The sequence below is a fragment of the Klebsiella sp. R390 genome, from assembly GCF_051131745.1.
In the GTDB taxonomy this organism is placed as follows: domain Bacteria; phylum Pseudomonadota; class Gammaproteobacteria; order Enterobacterales; family Enterobacteriaceae; genus Klebsiella.
Genome location: NZ_CP180445.1, coordinates 1,414,617 through 1,432,115 on the forward strand (window position 1 = coordinate 1,414,617; position 17,499 = coordinate 1,432,115).

Consider the following 17,499-nt stretch of genomic DNA (forward strand, 5'->3'; position numbering starts at 1 on the left):
AGAAGGAATACAGACCAATGAAATATAAATTAGTTAAGCAAGTGGTCCATGATGATGTCTTAAGAAACAGCTTCATTAACTTAGCCATTAAGACCTTTGAGCTCTCTTTTAAGTCATGGTACAAGCAAGGCTACTGGACTGAATCCTATATTCCTTATGCTTTCGTCGACAATAATAATAAAGTCATTGCCAATGCCTCCGCCAATATCATCGACCTGCAGTGGCAAGGCCAGCCTAAGCGCTATATTCAGATTGGCACCGTTATGACCGCCACCGACCATCGGGAAAAAGGCTTAGCCAGCCAGTTGATTAACCAGATTCTGGCGGACTGGCAGGATCGCGTCGACGGGATTTTTCTGTTTGCCAACTCCACCACCGTTGATTTTTATCCACGATTTGGCTTTGAGCGCACGGATGAATACCAGTACACCCTGCCGGTTATGCCGACCGCGGGGGATTTTCGCAAGCTCGATATGGATAACGCGGGCGATGTTGAATTGCTTAAATCTTACTACCAGAAATCCAATCCGTTTTCTCAACTCACAGCGCACAATAACTTCGGGTTGTTGATGTTTTATTGTTCAGCGTTTATGAAACACTGCATCTATTACTCGGAGAAAAATAAAGCCGTGGCAATAGCGATGCAGAGCGAACATGCGCTACTGTGCTTTGATATTTTCTGTGACAGTACGAGTTCGATGTCCACCATTGTGAATGAACTGGCCGCGGATCAGACCCGGCAGGTTATTTTAGGTTTTACCCCGAAGGAAGACCGGGCCGGTGAATATGACAAGATAGAGATCGATGATTTTCTGTTCATCTATTCGGCAAAAGAGAATATTTTCAAAGACCGTAAACTGATGTTCCCTACCCTCGCACACGCCTGAATGCCACTCAACCATTCATGCTGCCCGGGTGGCATGAATGGTCAGGCGCCAATCCGTCAGGGTGTGACGACAAACAACGATTTACAACGCGGACACATCAGGGCGGCACCGTTTTTAACCTTGCTGAGCGGATGCCGTGATTTATGTCGGCACTCCGGACATCTTACCGTCGTCCCTGCAGAGGAACGAAAACGCTTCACTGCGTTATCAAAGAATGACATAGACCTTACCCGCTGGTTGAGTGTGGTTTATCATAGCATTGGCTGATTAAAAAACACACAGATCATGCTGCCGATGGCAAAGCGTCCACGGCGCAGCGATTCAGGGAGAGAAAAATCAGGAGATGGTGAGAACGGCGAAAGACGCGTACCATCTCCGATCAAAAGGCGTTTTTGCGGGGTCATGCCATACGCCGGTCGCACAATGGTGACCGTTCCCTTCAATATCAATGCGTTATATCAGTGCCGATACAGGGTGCCGTCACTGTGTCCAGACCCAATCCGGCCTGCTTCAATTAAAATTTCATCGATAACGTCTTCAAGGCATGCTGAGCCATGGTTCTCACAAATCCGATGAACCTGGGTCAATATTTCCTCCTGGGACATCTCTCCGCGCAGCGCCGACATCAGCATCACCGATGCCCAGCGCCGAACTTCCGGGTGCGTAATCATGCGATTTACCTCCAACCAGCCACATACCCGTATAAATTATAGGCGCTGTGATGAAGTTCATCACCGCGATGCATGATAATTCCCTTCCGGCCCTGACGCCGGTGGCGACCTGGCTCACCGGCGTTGCTCCTGTGACAGAGGCGTAACGACGCTACTTTTGCACGCGGCGTGAAACGTAGTCCCGAGGTGCTTCCCCGGTGTAAATCTGCCGCGGACGGTAGATATTCAGCGGCGCTTCATACATTTCGTTCCAGTGTGCGACCCAGCCCAGGGTACGTCCAACGGCGGTAATGACCACAAACATCGAAGCAGGCAGACCCATCGCTTTCAGGATCACCGCCGTGTAGAAGTCCACGCTCGGCGACAGGCCGTTTTCGATAAAGTACGGATCGCTCAGCGCCACCTCTTCAAGGGCCATCGCCACCTGCAGCAGCTGATCGGACATCCCGAGTTCTGCCAGTACCCGATGGCAGGTTTCACGCAGGATCGCGGCCCGCGGATCGAGATGTTTGTAGCGTGAGTTGCCAAAGCCCAGGCGACGGAAGGCCTGCGGGTCCCGTTTCGCTTTGCTCATAAACGCCGGTACCTGGTCTACGCTCTCGATAGCGTCCAGCATCTGCATGCTCGCCTCGTTAGCGCCGCCGTGCATCGGCCCCCACATGGAGGCCAGACCGGCCGCCACGCAGGCAAACAGGTTAGCCCCGGAGGAACCCGCCGCCCGTACCGTCGTGGTGGAAGCACACTGCCCGTGATCGGCATGGAGAACCAGAATCTGGTTCATCGCCTGCTCAATCACCGGATTCACAACGTATTTTTCCGCCGGGATGGCAAACAGCATATGCAGGAAATTCCCGGCGTACGCCAGGTCGTTCTTTGGGTAGACCGACGGCTGTTCGATGGAAAACTTATAGCTCATTGCCGCGATGGTCGGCATTTTGGACAGCAGACGGGTGGCAGCCAGCGCGCGATGGTCTGGATTTTCGACGTCCAGCACGTCATGGTAGAACGCTGCCAGCGCCCCCACCATGGCGCACATTAGCGCCATCGGATGGGCATCGCGGCGGAATCCACTGCACATTTTCGACATCTGCTCGTGGACCAGGGTATGACGGGTGATTTTCTCCCGGAAGGCTTGATAGCTAGCCTCATCGGGCGCTTCCCCTTGCAGCATAATACAGGCGACCTCAAGGAAGTCGCACTGTCGCGCTAGCTGATCGACCGGATAACCCCGGTGCAGCAGGACGCTGTTTTCGGTATCAATATAGGAAATAGCCGACTCACACCCGGCGGTATTGCTAAAGCCGGGATCAAAGCTGCACATTCCTGACGATGCGAGCGCGCGGGCATCGAGACCGACCTGACCCAGCGTTCCGGACACCGTATTCAGGGGGATGGACTGCTGCCCATCCAAAGAAAGTGTTACTGGCGTAGTCCCCATCTTTTCAATTCCCCCTCTGCAGCATATCGTGAGCGCCCTGAAGCCATTCTTCAGGCCGAATTTCCAACATAGCCAGAGTGCTGCGGCTATTCTTTGATATAAACGGTTAAAAGCGTGATAAAAGCGGGTTTTAGCCCATCAATATGATCATCACTGAGTAAGGACCGCCGTGTTAGCCAATACACTCATTGTTATCGTCGCCGCCATTCATATCTACATCCTGATTCTGGAGATGTTTTTATGGCAGAGCAAAACCGGCCGCAAGGCCTTCAACCTTAGCGCCGACTTTGCCCGCGATACCCGGGTAATGGCCGCCAATCAGGGGCTGTACAACGGTTTTTTAGCTGCCGGATTGCTGTGGGGATTGTGGCGCGGGGAACAGGGATTCGAGATTACAATTTTCTTTCTGACCTGCGTGATTATCGCCGGGATCTTCGGTGCCATGACCGCCAGTCGGAAAATACTGTATGTGCAGGCGCTGCCTGCGGTGGTGGCGCTGATTGCCCTGTGCATTCGCTAGCATGGTGCGCCTAAAAGCCAGCAGAGAGCAGACGCTAAAGAATGCCTAATTCAATCAGTGCCGCGAAAGCAAGCAAGATGAACAGAATAATGGAAATAGGTGTGTTCATTTGTTCCCTCCCTGGCAAGACAATTCTTACTATTATCATGAGCATGAATTATCCGTAATTAATTGATAGAGTTCACAAAAAACGAGATTTAAGCTTATCGTTTTACACAAAACAGCGGTCAGGCGGGAAACAGCTAATACAAGGAGAGTAAACGGTACGATTTATGGATGATAACTCGCGCAAACAGCCAGAGAAAAACCGCCCGCAGGCGGTTTAATAACCAGAAGGTGACCCTATTTTGCGTAGCCTAAAAACTGCCCCTCTTTCATCACCGCAACTTTGCCGTTCGTGTAGGCAATAATGGTGTACAGCCCCTGGGAATAGGTCGTGGCTTTGGCATTCACCTCATCCTGCGCGGCCGGCTTGCCATCTACCGTCAGGATGCCCGTCGCGTCACGCTTAATCGTCATTCCGTCATAGTGCCTGGTGAACGCAACAGATTTTTTGGCCGCCTGCGCTTTCTGCGGATACATGGCCTGGGCATTTTCTAAGGCCTGTTTTTCCGCCGCGTTCATGATGGCGGCCTGGCGATTCTGTTCTGCGATATAGCACGCATCGCGGCTGACCCCTTTCGCCTCACAATTTGCCATGCGGGAGGCTTCACTTGAGCAGCCGGCCAGCGCCGACACCATTGATGCAATAATGATTAACTTTTTCATGCAACCCTCATTAACGTGTTTTCAGTTGTGGACGTCGGCTCTGGTGGCCTGTTAATCCGCGAGCGAATATCCGCGATCTGAAAAAGACAGACGTTGATGCAAGTCATGTCAGAGAGGGGGTTTCATTAAGATTTTTCTGCAACATCGATGGTTGTTATCAGACCAGATCGTTGAAGGGGGCAGGTAAGGGAAAATGGGGCGATATTTGCGGTTTTATTTAAGGAGATGCCCGATAAAGACAGAACAAACATGATGAGCAATGGAGATTAAATGGTACCCTACAGGATTCGATATAGACGCATAACAACATGATTTTATTTAACTATGTAGGTTATCAAAATCATACATACCCCCAAATATACCCCCATATATTTTTCTATGGCCGAACATTGACTATTTATCGCGCAATATTGGGTGCCAGGTGCTTTCTGCTATACCGCTAATATTCACCCGTCCAAAACCGCATCATAATTTACACACGGAAAATTTCTCTATATACATGCAAAATGTGTTGGTTCGGTTGGTTCAGTTGCCTCAAAACGTAAAGACCATTGTTTTGTTTGAATATTTTTCAAAAAATTGAACCAACACCACCTAATTTTGAACCAACATTTAACGAAGTGAACCAACATCAGCTGAGAAAATGACGTTGCGTACAGGAAGGTTTCACGTTTTGGATAGAAGTAACAAGGCAGCTTTCTCCCCGTGCTATCTGAGTACTGAGCGAAAAATTTTGCTGAGTGCATTTCACCTAATACCAACGGCGTTTTAGCCGGGGATGTGCTTGTGCTGAATCTCGGTGAGATCCACCCGGCATACTCGATAGCCAGCAACTCGTGGGCGAAAGTTCCAGGAGAGGCGCCGCCTTTTTGGGTTTTGATTACTTCCTGACCTAAGCCGGAATTCCTGCTTAGCTCTGTAATCAGCTCCTGTGCTTGTTTGTTAGCCAGCCATAATGAAGGGCGCTTGCTATTATCTCCACCGCTTGCCCGGTGTAATGCATTCAGGTTGAAGCGACCTTCTTCATCAGTATTGATATCAACGTCGTAAATTCCGGTCTGGGTGACAACAATGATGCTGTCGCGCTTTCCTTTTTCGCCTTCAAAAATACACACCTTCGCCACAACACCATTGGCCGATTTTTCCCATCCACCATTGGTGGTTGGGATATTACGCCAGCGGCGGCTAGTCTTTCGATAGTGCGTTTAACGCTGTCATGACGGCTATCTGCGGAGGCTCTGGGCCTTAAATTCTCCTGCAAGAAATATCGCCGGCTTCAACATAAAAGATTTCTTCCAAAAGTGGCGAAAATACTTGGCGAATCATCTCCTAAATTTTTAGGAGATTACCTTGATGACAAAGGGCGTGCTCAGCCCAGTTACAACTCCCCTAAACACAGTTTCTGCTTAATGGACATTTCGGCGATTTCAATTTCAGCACCATTTTTGAGACCTACACTTTTTGTGTAGGTCTCCCCCTCAAGTTCATCAATGATTTTCTCAATGAACTTGTTATTGCGTACAGGAGGCTCCCAGCACTGCTTACGTGCCGCGTTGACCATCTCCAGAAGAGGCCAAAGGGTTAACCTTGGACAACAAATGGATGATATTTGTCCAATCGAATCCACAGACACTCAACCAGGAGTAATCCAATGCATACAAAGGGTTATGGCTGGTAAAAAAACACGTCTTCTAACTCACTGGTGTAAATTGATGAGATATGCGTTGAATAAAAAACAACTGGTTGAAAAAGTCTGTCTTTGCATGAGTACTATCGACAGACTGGAAAAAAATGGCGAGTTCCCGAAGCGCTGGTACATCACTGATAAGCGTTGCGCCTGGGATGGTGACGAGATCGAGCAGTGGCTCGACGAGCGTAAGGCCAATAGCCCCAAAGAATTTGGTGGCACAAAGCCTGACGTCACAAAGAGAAAATATCGGCCAGTGAGTAATACAGCCTGACAGCTCTGACACCGCAGCGGAGTTAACCACTTTCTACCATCCGAATCAGATAGGCCAGTATAGCGCTGAGGGCTCCCCATAAATCAGCGCTATGCGGGTTTTTTATTGGTGTGAATTCCGGTTGTACTCTTGAACTACTTCATTAGCTTTGCGGATGGCATCCTGCTGAGCCTCCTGAATCCTCTGAATATCAGAATCAGCATCCTCCAGGTATTGCTTTGCTTTCGTTGTGTAATCCTCGACTTCTCGCCGGTAATTCTCCCACGAATATTGGTCATCAGTGTATGGCGGTGTGGGGGCTATCTCAGTGAATTCAGGATATCCACCGAATCCGAGATTGCTTCCTCCCATAACGATTGCCGATGCTGATAAAGGTAAGGCCAAGCAAAACAAAATAATGAAATTGCGCATTAGCACCCCTCGTGACATGTCACGCTATTTATTGTTCATCCATTTTGGTGGCTCTTTACAACGAAACGATGCCTGCATAGCAGCTATGACCAAGCTCTCAGCTGAGTTAACTCGCTTGTCAGGGTTATCGTTTAAGTATTTATAAACAACATCAGCATATGTCTGTAACCGCCCATTAGGCTGACAAAAAATCTGAGCCCCTTCATTACCATAGGCATCAATCATTGATGCCACATATCCCATGAATACGCCAGCCTGAAGCTGATTATCAGGCGTACTGGGTCCACCTTGTTCAGCTTTTTTATACTCTTGAGCATATAGGTATAGCTGTTGGCCATCATAAAACTTTGCTTCTGCAGGGGCTAAAAATGCGCAGAAAAGAGCGCAAGCAATATATTTGGCATTCATTATTATTTCCCTAACATGAATTGTGAGGGTGGGATCAGGAAGTCGTTCCCCTGCTCACGCTCAACCCGTCGTTGATATCGTTCCAAAGAGCCTGGGTCAAGCGCATCCTGTATACGGTTCAATATCAGACCGTTCATTGCTGTTCGCAGCCAGAATACGTTCAGGAACGGTGTATTGTCCAGAGAGGTGCGATACCAGTCACCCAGGTCTGCTTCACCACGCGTTGTCTGTCGCAATAGCGTGATGATGCTGTCGGCATTAGAAGCTGCAGGCCCCATCAGCGACGTTACCGGACCTGCCCCCATCCGGTTAACTTCACCAAACATGAAATCACCAAAGATACCAAGTCCACCACCCTGCGCCGCTGCCGCAAGGAATGTTTTAGCATCTGCAGGTCGCGGGGTTTGCCCCTTCAGCATCAACTTGGTCTGCAGTGAGACGTATCCGAACAACGTGGACCATACAAACAGGTTTGCAGCCCCCATGAAGGCACCTTTTCCATTACGCAAAAGCGCATTGGTCAGCGATCCGGTTTTCGATTCACCAAGGCCTGCGGGAGTGTATCCGCGACCAAATACCTCTCTGCCAAGAACATTCTGCATGAAGCTGGCAGTAAAAGATTTGTACTGCCCGGCGAAACGAATTGCTTCCCCTGGGACGGTACCTGGCACTGTACCCATCTTCATAAGTGATTGGGTGCGGTCGCCAGGCTCCGACATCGCTATGTTAAGCCGATCTAGAACGTATCCACGCAACTGACCTTCCAGTGTATCTCTGGCATCAGCTATGGATCGTTCGGTTGGTTTAATCCCTTTCCCTTCGACATAGGAAGCGATCACATCTTCTGGCACGCCGCGGATACCGCTGCTAGTCATGAACTTTCTTCCTTCGCTATCGGCCATATCCATGTTGCGATAGATATTCCACTCAGCGTCCCCGATGCCATGCAGGTCCAGCACGCGCTGCAAATCTTCCTGAAGTGCAGAAAACTGATGGTCTGCATTCTTCGCCAGCCAGTTAGTAATCATCATGGCGTTGCTGTTACGCCCGGATTGTGTCCAGAAGTTCATGAGATTGTATTTGAAGAAAAGCTGTTGCGCGCGCCCCATCTTTCCGCTCATGCTATCGTCGCCGGACATACGCCGGATTATCTCCTGTGTCATCGTGTCAGAGTAAACACCGATGGACGACAGGATCTCCTTTTGTTCATCACTTGTGTAACGGGATAAACGCCCTTTCATTGCGCCGGTTAGCGCCTGCATAAAGTTCTGACCCTGGTACCGCATTTCGGTAGCCGAGATCGGCACATCGTTGAAAGACGAAATGACCGCGCCACCCAACTGGCTCATACGCAGCCAGCCGCGCACGTTAGCGGAAGCGTTGGCCCATCCCACACTGCCGGGTATGTTTAGAGAACCATCAACCTGCGGCATTACTGTACGGTTAATACGTTTTACTTTGGTATTAAAGTCAGCCAATGCAGCAGGATTTCCTGACTTTTTGATATCTTTTTCAATGGTGTCAGCCAGATAATTGAACATATTTTGCGGGTTGGTTCCGAGTACACGCATCATTCCAGTAGTACGCGCGGCGCTGTTCAGGCCGCCGAATACAGCCTCACGCAGGCTTCCTGTACCGAACTGCTCGTTGTATTCATGCCACGCTACACCATCCTTGAAGTGCAGAACTCTCTCCTGACTGACCCGCTTCGCCGCGTTTGCCGATCCCTTGAAACCATTCATCCAGTCAGGTTTTTCAGAGGTAAGGTGTACTCCAGATGCCAGTCCATCATAAACGTCACTCAAAAAGCTTTCTCGGTCTGTTATCCCGTCAAAGGTGACATCATCCAGACGTGGAAGAATGGAATTTCTCCAAGCCTCATAACCGGCAGCGCGTATTTCCAGTATGTCATGTGACTGCCGGACGATGTAGCCTGGCATCTTGCCGATCCATGCACCAGCGCGATTTTCATCCACGCGCGCAGTTTCCTGCCACTTCATGATGATCTTCGCAGCACTGACGGATTGAGGTGTCATATCGTCCGTTTTCTGACCGCGCCCGATGCGCCACATGGCGTCGGCGATCTCCCGATCGTTACTGCCGCTGGCGATAAACTTAACCAGCCCTGCTTGGTCAAAATCATAGTTGATACCAGCGTGATACTTCCCGCGCAACTGCGCCACCTCAGAAGACACCGAGCGACGGGAGCCAGTGCGTGCGTCGTTGCGCCCCACCAGCATGGCCTCCAGCCCGATGTCAGGACGGTCTTCCCACGTCCGGCGAAGCTCGGCCAGGCGCTGCGCTGCAATGCGGGTATTAATCGCCTTATTACGGGCCTCAATAACTTTCGCCAGTTGCTCGCGATTGCCAAGCTCCTGCGCAGCTCGCATCGCCGCATCTTCCAGTGACAGGGCTTCGTTACCAGCTAGGATACGGTTGGTAGTATCGTTCATGTCGCGCACCAGAGATTCCATTTCGTCCTCAGACAGCTTTCGCCCTGCAGCAGTATTGACGGTCATTTCGCATTGAGTAAGAAATTCGTTAGCCATTACAGCCCCCGGTTAATCATACAAGCGGCGAAAGCCCGGAAAGCTTTGCCGAGTGAATCATCGTTCGCCTCCGCCCGGATGGCGGCGATGTTCTCACGCATTGATGTGGCGAGTTCCGGGTTGTCCGTGGCGATGTCATTGAGCAGCGCGTCGCTGATATTAAATTCGTTTTCCAGGTCGGCGGTGGCCGCAGATATTTCATGGCCAGTCTTCTGTGTATCCTGCCACACAAGATCAGCGCTTTCACTGACGGCACGACCACCTTCATCAGCCTGGTGTATTGGATTCTGGATGCGCTGGATAGCCCGCTCACGCAGGGCTGGCTTATGCAGATCATAGAATGGCTCAATGTCCGGAGACCGACCTTCCATCATATGCGCTAACGCGCTGCGGTACGCTTGCTGGTTTACGCTCCAGTCGGCCTCCCGCACTGCTGACGATGCGGCACGGACAGCACCAGCGACCGGCGACATCTGCATGCTTTCTCGGATCTGCTGTGCGCGCATGGCGATTACCGGCGCCAGGTCGTCTGGGATTTCTTTGCGCGATAGTTGAGTTTCTCTGCCTTTTGCCTGTTCAGCGGCTGCGTTGCGCTCAATCTGTTGCGTAAGCTCCTGGTTGTGCGCGGCGATGGCGTCTTTCTCACTCTGAATATCTCGCTGTGCCCTAGCACGGGCTGCTCTGAAGTTCATGCGTTGCGCTTGATACTCGGCCGTGCGCTGGGCTAACGTTGCGTCAAGCACATCACTTTGCCGGTTGTTGGCCGCCAGCTCGATGCGCAGATCCGCAACATTGTCAATGCGTCCCGTCTGTAACTCCTGCTGGCGGGAAAGATACTCAGGCACGACGTCATCATAGGCGCGACTGTAGGCGTATGCCTCTGCATCGCGCGCGATTGCCGCTGACAGATCGGCATTAGTGCCGGAATCTGGGATGTTAACTCCAGCCGGGATGTTGTCAGGTGTCGCCACTGGCGTAGGCTGTGCGTCAGTAACGGACTGAACATCCGGCGGTGTAAAAGAGTTTTCACTGGCCCCCGCTCTGCGGGATCGCACTACATCAGCTATCAGGCCTCCGCTAGCGTGCATAAGCCCACCAGCCAGCGTGTTAAAGAATGTGCTCTCCAGCGCGTTTCCGTAGTTGAAGTCACCGCCTTCTGCCGCGGCTGCCTGCGCCGTCAGCGGTACGGTGGCAATGGCCTGCCCGGCGCCAAGCCGTGCGCCGATAGCCAGACGTTCACCGAAGCGCCCGAGCATAGTTGCCGCTTTCGCTTCTCCACCAAACGGGACCAGCGCCAGTGCCGCGTTACCGGGATCCGCCATTGAACCAGCAAGGTTTGCAGCAAAGTTAAGAGGAGTGGCAACCCATCCTGACGGCGCAGACATGGCGATCTGCTGCTTCGCCAGCGTTTCCCGGCGTTCGCTGATCACATGGTCGAGGAATGTTTGCGTAACGCCGCTGTCCGGTATGTTAATGCTTTTCACGCCGTATTCTTTCAGACGTGTTTCCGCATCTGATTTGCTGACAATGCTCGAATTTGGGTCATTTGCCAACTGATCGGCCTGAGAGAACCGATATCCCGACATCACCGGCCCCTCTTTGAACCCCTCTTTGAGGGAAGTAAGCAGGGATTCACCAAGCCCTGACGGGGCATTAGACAGCGGCTGGTTTATACCCTGCCCTAGATCATCTGTATAAATCGGCATGTTATCGCCCCGCCTGCTGTCCGTTCTGGATAATGTTGATCAAGTTTTCACGCTGACTTTCCACCGTGTAATTCTTCGACTGGCCCGGCGTATATTTAACCGGCGTCTGTACGAATTTGGTCAGGCTGTTCCAGGTGGTGCGGTTACCAGCGCCAATCTTCGCCAGATCAGCAAACGTCACGGTTATTGGCTGCCCCTGAGCGTTGTTTATCAGTAGGCCGTTCATCATCAGTGTCAGCCCGCTTTCATCACTGTTGGTGACCCACTGCGCGTTATCACGGATACGGCTGAGGCTCTGCTCACGATTGACGCTGTCAGGCAGACGCGGATCGCCGATAAGAGGCATGATGCTTTCGGGTGACAGAGATTTGAGGTATTCATTTGCACCATCGGTGACGTCGTGAATATCTTGCCCGGCGTTGACTGGCATACGCCATGTGCCGCTGGTCTGATACTGATCGCCTAGGATGTCTTTATAGGCCTGCTTGGCGGCAACGTTGGGCGACATGCCTCGCTGCATGTTGATGTAAGTAAGACGCTTTCCCTGTTCGTTGAAGTTGTTCCACACAGCAGACCCTCCTGGCTGAACGACCATTGTGCTGGCGAAGTCTTTCGCCTGATCGTTCCATGTCGAATCTGCGCTGTCGGCGGCGGTCTTCTCGAAGCTGCTGCGCAAGTCCGGAGTTTTTAGCGTTCTGTTTTGCCAGAGGGCATTCGCTGCGCGTGGGTTGTCGACAGCCATAATGACCTGTAGCGCAGGGTATGCGCTTTTCTGCACCTGCTGCATAACCTGACCAGAGTATTTCCCGAAGGACTGTGCCATCTGCTGAATGGCAGCGACGCTCGATTCCTGGTTGTTGTCAATGCGGGCGATCAGGCTGTTGACCATTGAATCAGGCAGTACCTTTTTGCTACGGATCTCGAGGCGGTCTTTCTCAGACTGAAGACGGGACACCAACCATTCGCCAGATGCCTGACCGTTGCTGTACTGGTCGAAGGCATTTTTTGCCACCGGTGAGTGAGTCTGTAGCCAGGTTCCCGGGTCGGACTCCCGTGCCTTAAGCGTGGCATTAAGCTTGGACTGCGCTGTCGCGTACAGCCCCTGCTTGAATTTGAAATCAGCGTCTGATTCCTGCGGAATCATGGCCTGTACCGCAGCAATACCCTGCTGAGCAGAACCCTGAACAATCGTCTTGTAGACTGGCTGAAGCATCATCGCCTGCTGGTACTGCTCGAAGGACTGCTGCAACTGAATGCGCTCTGAAGGACTGGCCTGCAGTGGCATAACCGCAGCCCATTCATGTTCCGTGATAGGGTTGACTTCCAGCCCCGCTTCCAGCTTAACCAGATCATCCTGCATGCGTGCCTGCAAAGAGACGCGTCCGGCTGCAGCCTGCATATCATAGAGGCCAGACTGCTTGCTCAGCATCTCCGATTTTTTCTGCGGGCTCATCGCATTCCAGAATGGCTGGTTTACGAGGTTCTCAATGGTGGCATTGCCTGGTATCGCGCCGGCGCTGCCGGTAACTTTCGCCACGTAGTTGCGCGTTTCCTCGTAGGGGATCGCCGCGGCGAATTGCTCATTCGAAACCGTGCCGTCTCGCGGATCACCAAATTGCTTAATCCATCCATCAACTGCTCCTGGTCCGGCGTTATACGCCGCAACCGCCAGAACCGGATTGTTGTCGTATTTTTTCAGTTGTGCTCCGAAATATGCTTTACCAAGCTGCACGTTATATCGCGGGTCGTTCAGCCATCTGTCGCGATCCCACGGAAGACCAGCGAGGCTAGCAGCCTCCGGGCCGGTACTTTCCATAACCTGCGCGGCGCCAGCAGCACCTTTCGGTGACACCAGCGGTGCACCATCTTTACCAAACTGATTGCCACCACTCTCCTGCCAGATAATCGATGAAAAGAGCTGCGCCTCTTGCGGCGTGTTGGTGACCTCTATTTTCCCTTCCGGCCCCATCATCTGCTGGTAGATCGGGTTATACCATGCCTCGCTAGCACGGTTCGCGGCCTGCTCGCGCCACCGCCCCCAGTTTGCCTCGATTTCTTCAGGGCTTTGTCCATGCGCTTGGCCATAAGCCATAATTGAGGCTCTGGCATTCAAAGCTGATTGGTTGAACAACTGTGGATTAGATATAGCTTGCTGAGCTTGCAAGGATAAATAACCGTCCTGCTGACCAGACTCATACTGCCTACGTTGCCCTAATTCATGCCGCTCTGCTTGGGTGGCAAATTGCATTCGCTGCTGTTGAGCATGCTTTAAGAACACATTTCGTGCGGACTCAGGCAACGTGCCAGCAATAGTTTGCATCTCGTTATCAAATTTCTGGATATACCCAGGAGCCTGACCAATTGCATTTTTCCCCTGGAGAGTCATCAGACCTTCCTTGGGATCATCCATCAATCCGCTCCCAACAGCATAAAGCCTTTGAGTCGCATCTTGGGTCAGTGCAAGGTCCGCTTGCTGTTTGGCCTGCCCGAACACATCCAGAGCCTGGCTGCCGACACTTACCAGCGCATCGCTGATATTGGGCTGCTCGAAGGTCTGGAATCCCGGAGATGAAACGCCGCGACTTTCAACCTGGCGGCCTTGTACAGTTGGCACTGTTGGCATAACGAGACCTCCTTATGGTTTGTTTCTTTGGATAAAACATAAAGCATCCAAAACACCGCGTGGATAATCCGGAATGTATGATTGAGCAACGCTGTAGACAGCGCTGTAACGGTGAAGTAACTCTAAAATGAGTTGTCGTTCTTCAGGTGGTAATTTATCAGCCTGTGTTTGAACTTGCTGAAGCAACTCTTCGTCAGTGATATTCATTTCATAGTTACCTTTTTTAGCCCCAAAACACTGAACATCTGCATGAATAATAAGCAGTTGGTTATTTTTCTTTGTATCAACAAGTTAGAGCCTTTACCCCAAATGCTGTTGCAAGGCTTTGTCCACCAGCCCCCTTGCGATTTCATGGATAGTTGGCGCAACGCCAATACCTGATTGCTGGCGCTGCTTTTCCTGAATTTTTCTGATTGCCTGAATCTGTGCCTCGCTGAGCAAGACAGGTTTGACGGACTGTTTCGACATGACCACCTCCTGATATTTATACAGTCATTATAATTTCACATATTGAAATGATCATTGCTTATATTGCAATTAATGAAAGAATAATTTCGATCGTTACCAGAAGGGGAGTTGATTGTTTTATAGGATCTTGACGAGTGTTTGACGAAGATTGCGTAATGACTTGCTGCTGATCCTCAACTTAGATCTTATCTCAATAGGACTTTATCCCAGACGATAAGACCACAGATAAAATGCAACATGGCCTCGTAATTTTCGACCTTCTTTTCTCATTGGTTCAGGACCCGACGAAAGCGATTCATCCAGCTATGAGTCCTATCGACGACCTAACGATGGGCTTTGAAACCCTTGTGTCCCTCATTACGGGACTGGATATGCGGCTCGTCGCGGCGGCTCAGCCTGCCTGCTTAGTAGTCTTTGTCCGGGCAGAGCCTGGGTTTTTGTCCCGTACGACCCGTTTGGAGGGTTTTGAGTGTATCCCAACCAGTTTGATGTCATGCGTGTTCGCTGCTGCGACGACCAGCGAAAAAGGAAGCCCGTTGGCATCTGTCATCAAACTGCGCTTTAGTTACCCTTATACATAAGTAACTATTTATGAAAAAGTTACTAATGAAGGGATAGGGAGGGCAGTGATCTCATTAGTATTTTTTTTGAAAAAAGTCACTAATGATGCGTTAGTCCCATTAGTAACTTCTCTAAGAAAAGTTACTAATGGGACTAAAAGCCTATCCCAACAAGATTTTATTCCAGACAATAGTTGCTGGAGAAAAACTTTAACGCCAATCCGTCCGATCTCATCTACTGGCCTAATGAATGGTTCCAGGACGAAGACATGCTTCATGTAGATTTGACGCCTGAAGAAATCGCCGGATACCTGATGGCAAAATCTGGCCGGCTTCTAAGTGATGCGCCACAAATAGACCTGAGATACCCGATCCCTCCCAGCGCAGCAAGTTAACACTAAGAGATATCAACACTCATGGGCAAAATACGTCACTTATGCCTATACATAGCCAGAGCACACCATTTCTGCCATACATAGGCAAAACACAACTCATTTGCCTATAAATAAGATATAGGCAATTTATAAGATGGTTCGATTCTCGGTGTAATGTTCAAACTACCATGCGATGACCACCAGCATGAACAGAACCACAAGGGCAACACCCAGCATCCTGCACTTCGTACAGAGTGCCGCTCCTGCAGAGAGATCAATTAGCGTCAGCGTGACTGCCCAGGCGGCAACTGTCGTCAGGTAGGCCACAATCAGATAGTCTTTTATCATCCCAAGGCTCGCATTCAGGTAGACAAAAAGCCCCCCCTATTGAGCTGAACACTCCTCATCACCTGCCTTTGCATCCATTTCTGGTAGTTTTTGCATAACCCATGCAGGTGCATGAAAACTGCTACAGAAAGCGGGGAGGCTTGGCGGGGATACGAGGCAACAGACCACTATCGGGAGATTTAATTGGTTTTTATGTGCCTTTTTAAAGCATCTAAGTCATGAGATGTGAACTATGGTGTAGAGAAAGTGTCAACCAATGTGTAAACTGACACGTATTAGATTAATGATAACGAACTTAAAATAGGAGGGCGACATGGTACAAGCAAGAATTATGACCAATGCACCCGTTTACTATGCACTGATACAGGTTAAGTTTACTCCTGTGACCGCTATGAACAGGTATGTTGAGGATATTCAGGATGCTTTGCGTTTGCAAGGTTATCCTATGTACCAAGAAACCGTAGTGCAGCAATTCAGGTTTGAAGCTGGCGCGCCGAATGAACCCGTGACTCCTAACATTGAAAGCGTTAAGCAGTGGTTTATGACTAATGTAGAGTCAAATTCGGGATTTATTTTGTCTACGGATTCAATAACGTTTCAGACAACCGACTACAAATCACATAATGAATTCATTAGAGATTTTATGCTTGGTCTGAAGCAAGTCATGGCTCATGCTAAACCAACGCTGATAACTCGCTTAGGAATGCGTTACTTGGATGCCGTATTGCCTGAGCCAGGAGAAAATATAGAGAATTATCTCTGTGAGGGGTTGCATGGTGTCCAGCTCCATTTGAATCCGCTACAATCATCAAATGAACAAGTTTTCCAAACGGAAATTGGTCCTTTGTTACCAAACGGGGTGATAGTTACTCGTGTTCATAAAATGCATGGGAATCTTTCTTTCCCGCCAGATATGGTTCCTAGCTGGGTAATAGTAAAAGATCGATTTAAAAACACCCCTTTTCAGTGGCATTGTATTATAGATACAGACCACTATAGCGAAGGCATGGTCCAGCCTTCATTAGAAGATGTGCAAAAGCAACTACTGTCCTTGTACGAAGTAGTCAGGAAATCTTTCGATCAGATAGTTTCCCCTTATGCACTCAAAAAATGGGCTTAGAAGTAAAGGAGGTTATCCATGCTGGCAACTGCTACAGGTAGCAATGTTGAACGATTGAATTTTCACCCGTTTATGAATATCGGAATTCACGGGGCTTCTGTTACTCATTATCAAGGTACGGGTAGAGGTTATCTTGTTGAGAACATGGCTAAATGCATTCGATTTATTGAGTCGAAAACGTCTCCAAGCAGGAGTTTTGAGACGTTTATATTAGATGTAATGACAAATACATCGGCATCAAACGATATAGATATCAGATCGATAGTATCCCATATGGAAAATATTCGGTCAGTAATCAACCCATCGATGTCAGAGTTAGCAAAAGACTTAGGGGTGACTCGTCAAGCAGTTTATAAATGGCTTGCTGGTGAAAGTAGACCTGATGACGACATGAAGATGAACTATGTTAAAACGCTCAGCTTAGTTGCGGATGCCTTCAAAGAAGCCGATATCACCAATTCAAAAATTTTAGTTAAAATGAAAGCGTTTGATGGAAAATCCCTAATGAGCCTTATCAAGGAAGGTGCCGACTGGCAGGGTCCGGTTGACCTTTTGATAAGAGAGGCAAAGATTATGAATCAGGCGACTCAAGCAGCTTCAGAAATTCAAAGTAAGGCTGCTCCGACAGACACCTGGCAATCATCATTATCAATTCCCGGTTCATTTACTAAGGAATAGGAACACGTT

The 17,499-nt window shown here is 50.0% G+C and carries 18 protein-coding genes and 3 pseudogenes; 6 read left to right on the forward strand and 15 right to left on the reverse strand.

The genetic code is table 11. The features are described from left to right. Positions 1 to 17 precede the first annotated feature (17 nt). On the forward strand, positions 18 to 887 hold the full coding sequence (locus ACMYSP_RS06575) for a GNAT family N-acetyltransferase (protein ID WP_434586067.1): 870 nt from the start codon (positions 18 to 20) through the stop codon (positions 885 to 887). A 56-nt stretch (positions 888 to 943) separates the two neighbouring features. Here the strand turns inward: ACMYSP_RS06575 and ACMYSP_RS06580 are convergent, their stop codons facing one another. The 4 genes from ACMYSP_RS06580 to ACMYSP_RS06595 form a co-directional block, all read right to left on the reverse strand. Then, a complete protein-coding gene (locus ACMYSP_RS06580) occupies positions 944 to 1,108 on the reverse strand; it encodes a YnfU family zinc-binding protein (protein ID WP_217426878.1) in 165 nt (54 codons plus the stop codon). A 30-nt stretch (positions 1,109 to 1,138) separates the two neighbouring features. Continuing rightward, positions 1,139 to 1,291: a hypothetical protein gene (locus tag ACMYSP_RS06585; RefSeq protein ID WP_434586068.1), complete on the reverse strand. Its 153-nt coding sequence runs from the start codon at positions 1,289 to 1,291 to the stop codon at positions 1,139 to 1,141. A gap of 54 nt (positions 1,292 to 1,345) precedes the next feature. Further along, positions 1,346 to 1,558 carry a hypothetical protein gene (locus ACMYSP_RS06590; protein WP_123755780.1) on the reverse strand — a complete coding sequence of 71 codons (213 nt, stop codon included), beginning with the start codon at positions 1,556 to 1,558 and terminating at the stop codon, positions 1,346 to 1,348. Positions 1,559 to 1,709: 151 nt separating this feature from the next. Then, positions 1,710 to 2,996 carry a citrate synthase gene (locus tag ACMYSP_RS06595; RefSeq protein ID WP_434586069.1) on the reverse strand — a complete coding sequence of 429 codons (1,287 nt, stop codon included), beginning with the start codon at positions 2,994 to 2,996 and terminating at the stop codon, positions 1,710 to 1,712. Between the two features lie 169 nt (positions 2,997 to 3,165). On the opposite strand from ACMYSP_RS06595, the gene ACMYSP_RS06600 reads away from it, so the two are divergent. Beyond that, positions 3,166 to 3,516: a DUF1304 domain-containing protein gene (locus ACMYSP_RS06600; protein WP_434586070.1), complete on the forward strand. Its 351-nt coding sequence runs from the start codon at positions 3,166 to 3,168 to the stop codon at positions 3,514 to 3,516. Between the two features lie 342 nt (positions 3,517 to 3,858). Here the strand turns inward: ACMYSP_RS06600 and ACMYSP_RS06605 are convergent, their stop codons facing one another. From ACMYSP_RS06605 to ACMYSP_RS06615, 3 genes and pseudogenes are all read right to left on the reverse strand, one after another. Then, positions 3,859 to 4,284: a hypothetical protein gene (locus tag ACMYSP_RS06605; RefSeq protein ID WP_434586071.1), complete on the reverse strand. Its 426-nt coding sequence runs from the start codon at positions 4,282 to 4,284 to the stop codon at positions 3,859 to 3,861. Between the two features lie 491 nt (positions 4,285 to 4,775). After that, complete coding sequence (locus ACMYSP_RS06610) at positions 4,776 to 5,408, reverse strand: KilA-N domain-containing protein (RefSeq protein ID WP_434586072.1); 633 nt, start codon at positions 5,406 to 5,408, stop codon at positions 4,776 to 4,778. 272 nt (positions 5,409 to 5,680) lie between these two features. Beyond that, positions 5,681 to 5,911 (reverse strand): annotated as a pseudogene (locus tag ACMYSP_RS06615) (hypothetical protein); the annotation flags it as partial. Positions 5,912 to 5,996: 85 nt separating this feature from the next. On the opposite strand from ACMYSP_RS06615, the gene ACMYSP_RS06620 reads away from it, so the two are divergent. Next, positions 5,997 to 6,245: a helix-turn-helix transcriptional regulator gene (locus ACMYSP_RS06620; RefSeq protein WP_434586073.1), complete on the forward strand. Its 249-nt coding sequence runs from the start codon at positions 5,997 to 5,999 to the stop codon at positions 6,243 to 6,245. A gap of 102 nt (positions 6,246 to 6,347) precedes the next feature. Here ACMYSP_RS06620 and ACMYSP_RS06625 read toward each other — a convergent pair whose 3' ends face one another. The 8 genes and pseudogenes from ACMYSP_RS06625 to ACMYSP_RS06660 all read right to left on the reverse strand — a co-directional run. Continuing rightward, entirely contained in the window at positions 6,348 to 6,656 is a 309-nt protein-coding gene (locus ACMYSP_RS06625; protein WP_434586074.1) for a hypothetical protein, read from the reverse strand. Between the two features lie 24 nt (positions 6,657 to 6,680). Next, positions 6,681 to 7,064 carry a Rap1a/Tai family immunity protein gene (locus ACMYSP_RS06630; RefSeq protein WP_434586075.1) on the reverse strand — a complete coding sequence of 128 codons (384 nt, stop codon included), beginning with the start codon at positions 7,062 to 7,064 and terminating at the stop codon, positions 6,681 to 6,683. Positions 7,065 to 7,066: 2 nt separating this feature from the next. Then, the gene (locus tag ACMYSP_RS06635; protein WP_434586076.1) at positions 7,067 to 9,613 is read right to left on the reverse strand and encodes a hypothetical protein; all 2,547 of its coding nucleotides are present in this window, start codon (positions 9,611 to 9,613) and stop codon (positions 7,067 to 7,069) included. Next, positions 9,613 to 11,319 (reverse strand): hypothetical protein, encoded by a 1,707-nt coding sequence (locus ACMYSP_RS06640; RefSeq protein WP_434586077.1) that lies wholly within the window; start codon positions 11,317 to 11,319, stop codon positions 9,613 to 9,615. The genes ACMYSP_RS06635 and ACMYSP_RS06640 overlap by 1 nt, the downstream gene beginning before the upstream one ends. A 1-nt stretch (position 11,320) precedes the next feature. Continuing rightward, complete coding sequence (locus ACMYSP_RS06645) at positions 11,321 to 13,942, reverse strand: transglycosylase SLT domain-containing protein (RefSeq protein ID WP_434586078.1); 2,622 nt, start codon at positions 13,940 to 13,942, stop codon at positions 11,321 to 11,323. A gap of 12 nt (positions 13,943 to 13,954) precedes the next feature. Beyond that, a complete protein-coding gene (locus ACMYSP_RS06650) occupies positions 13,955 to 14,149 on the reverse strand; it encodes a hypothetical protein (RefSeq protein WP_434586079.1) in 195 nt (64 codons plus the stop codon). A 93-nt stretch (positions 14,150 to 14,242) separates the two neighbouring features. Continuing rightward, positions 14,243 to 14,410, reverse strand: a complete 168-nt coding sequence (locus ACMYSP_RS06655) for a hypothetical protein (RefSeq protein WP_040224012.1) — start codon at positions 14,408 to 14,410, stop codon at positions 14,243 to 14,245. 185 nt (positions 14,411 to 14,595) lie between these two features. Further along, positions 14,596 to 14,975: pseudogene (locus ACMYSP_RS06660) on the reverse strand (IS5/IS1182 family transposase); the annotation flags it as partial. Positions 14,976 to 15,164: 189 nt separating this feature from the next. On the opposite strand from ACMYSP_RS06660, the pseudogene ACMYSP_RS06665 reads away from it, so the two are divergent. From ACMYSP_RS06665 to ACMYSP_RS06675, 3 genes and pseudogenes are all read left to right on the forward strand, one after another. Beyond that, positions 15,165 to 15,365 (forward strand): annotated as a pseudogene (locus ACMYSP_RS06665) (hypothetical protein); the annotation flags it as partial. 640 nt (positions 15,366 to 16,005) lie between these two features. Continuing rightward, positions 16,006 to 16,812 carry a TIGR04255 family protein gene (locus ACMYSP_RS06670; RefSeq protein ID WP_434586080.1) on the forward strand — a complete coding sequence of 269 codons (807 nt, stop codon included), beginning with the start codon at positions 16,006 to 16,008 and terminating at the stop codon, positions 16,810 to 16,812. A gap of 18 nt (positions 16,813 to 16,830) precedes the next feature. After that, a complete protein-coding gene (locus ACMYSP_RS06675; RefSeq protein WP_434586081.1) occupies positions 16,831 to 17,490 on the forward strand; it encodes a helix-turn-helix domain-containing protein in 660 nt (219 codons plus the stop codon). Positions 17,491 to 17,499 lie beyond the last annotated feature (9 nt).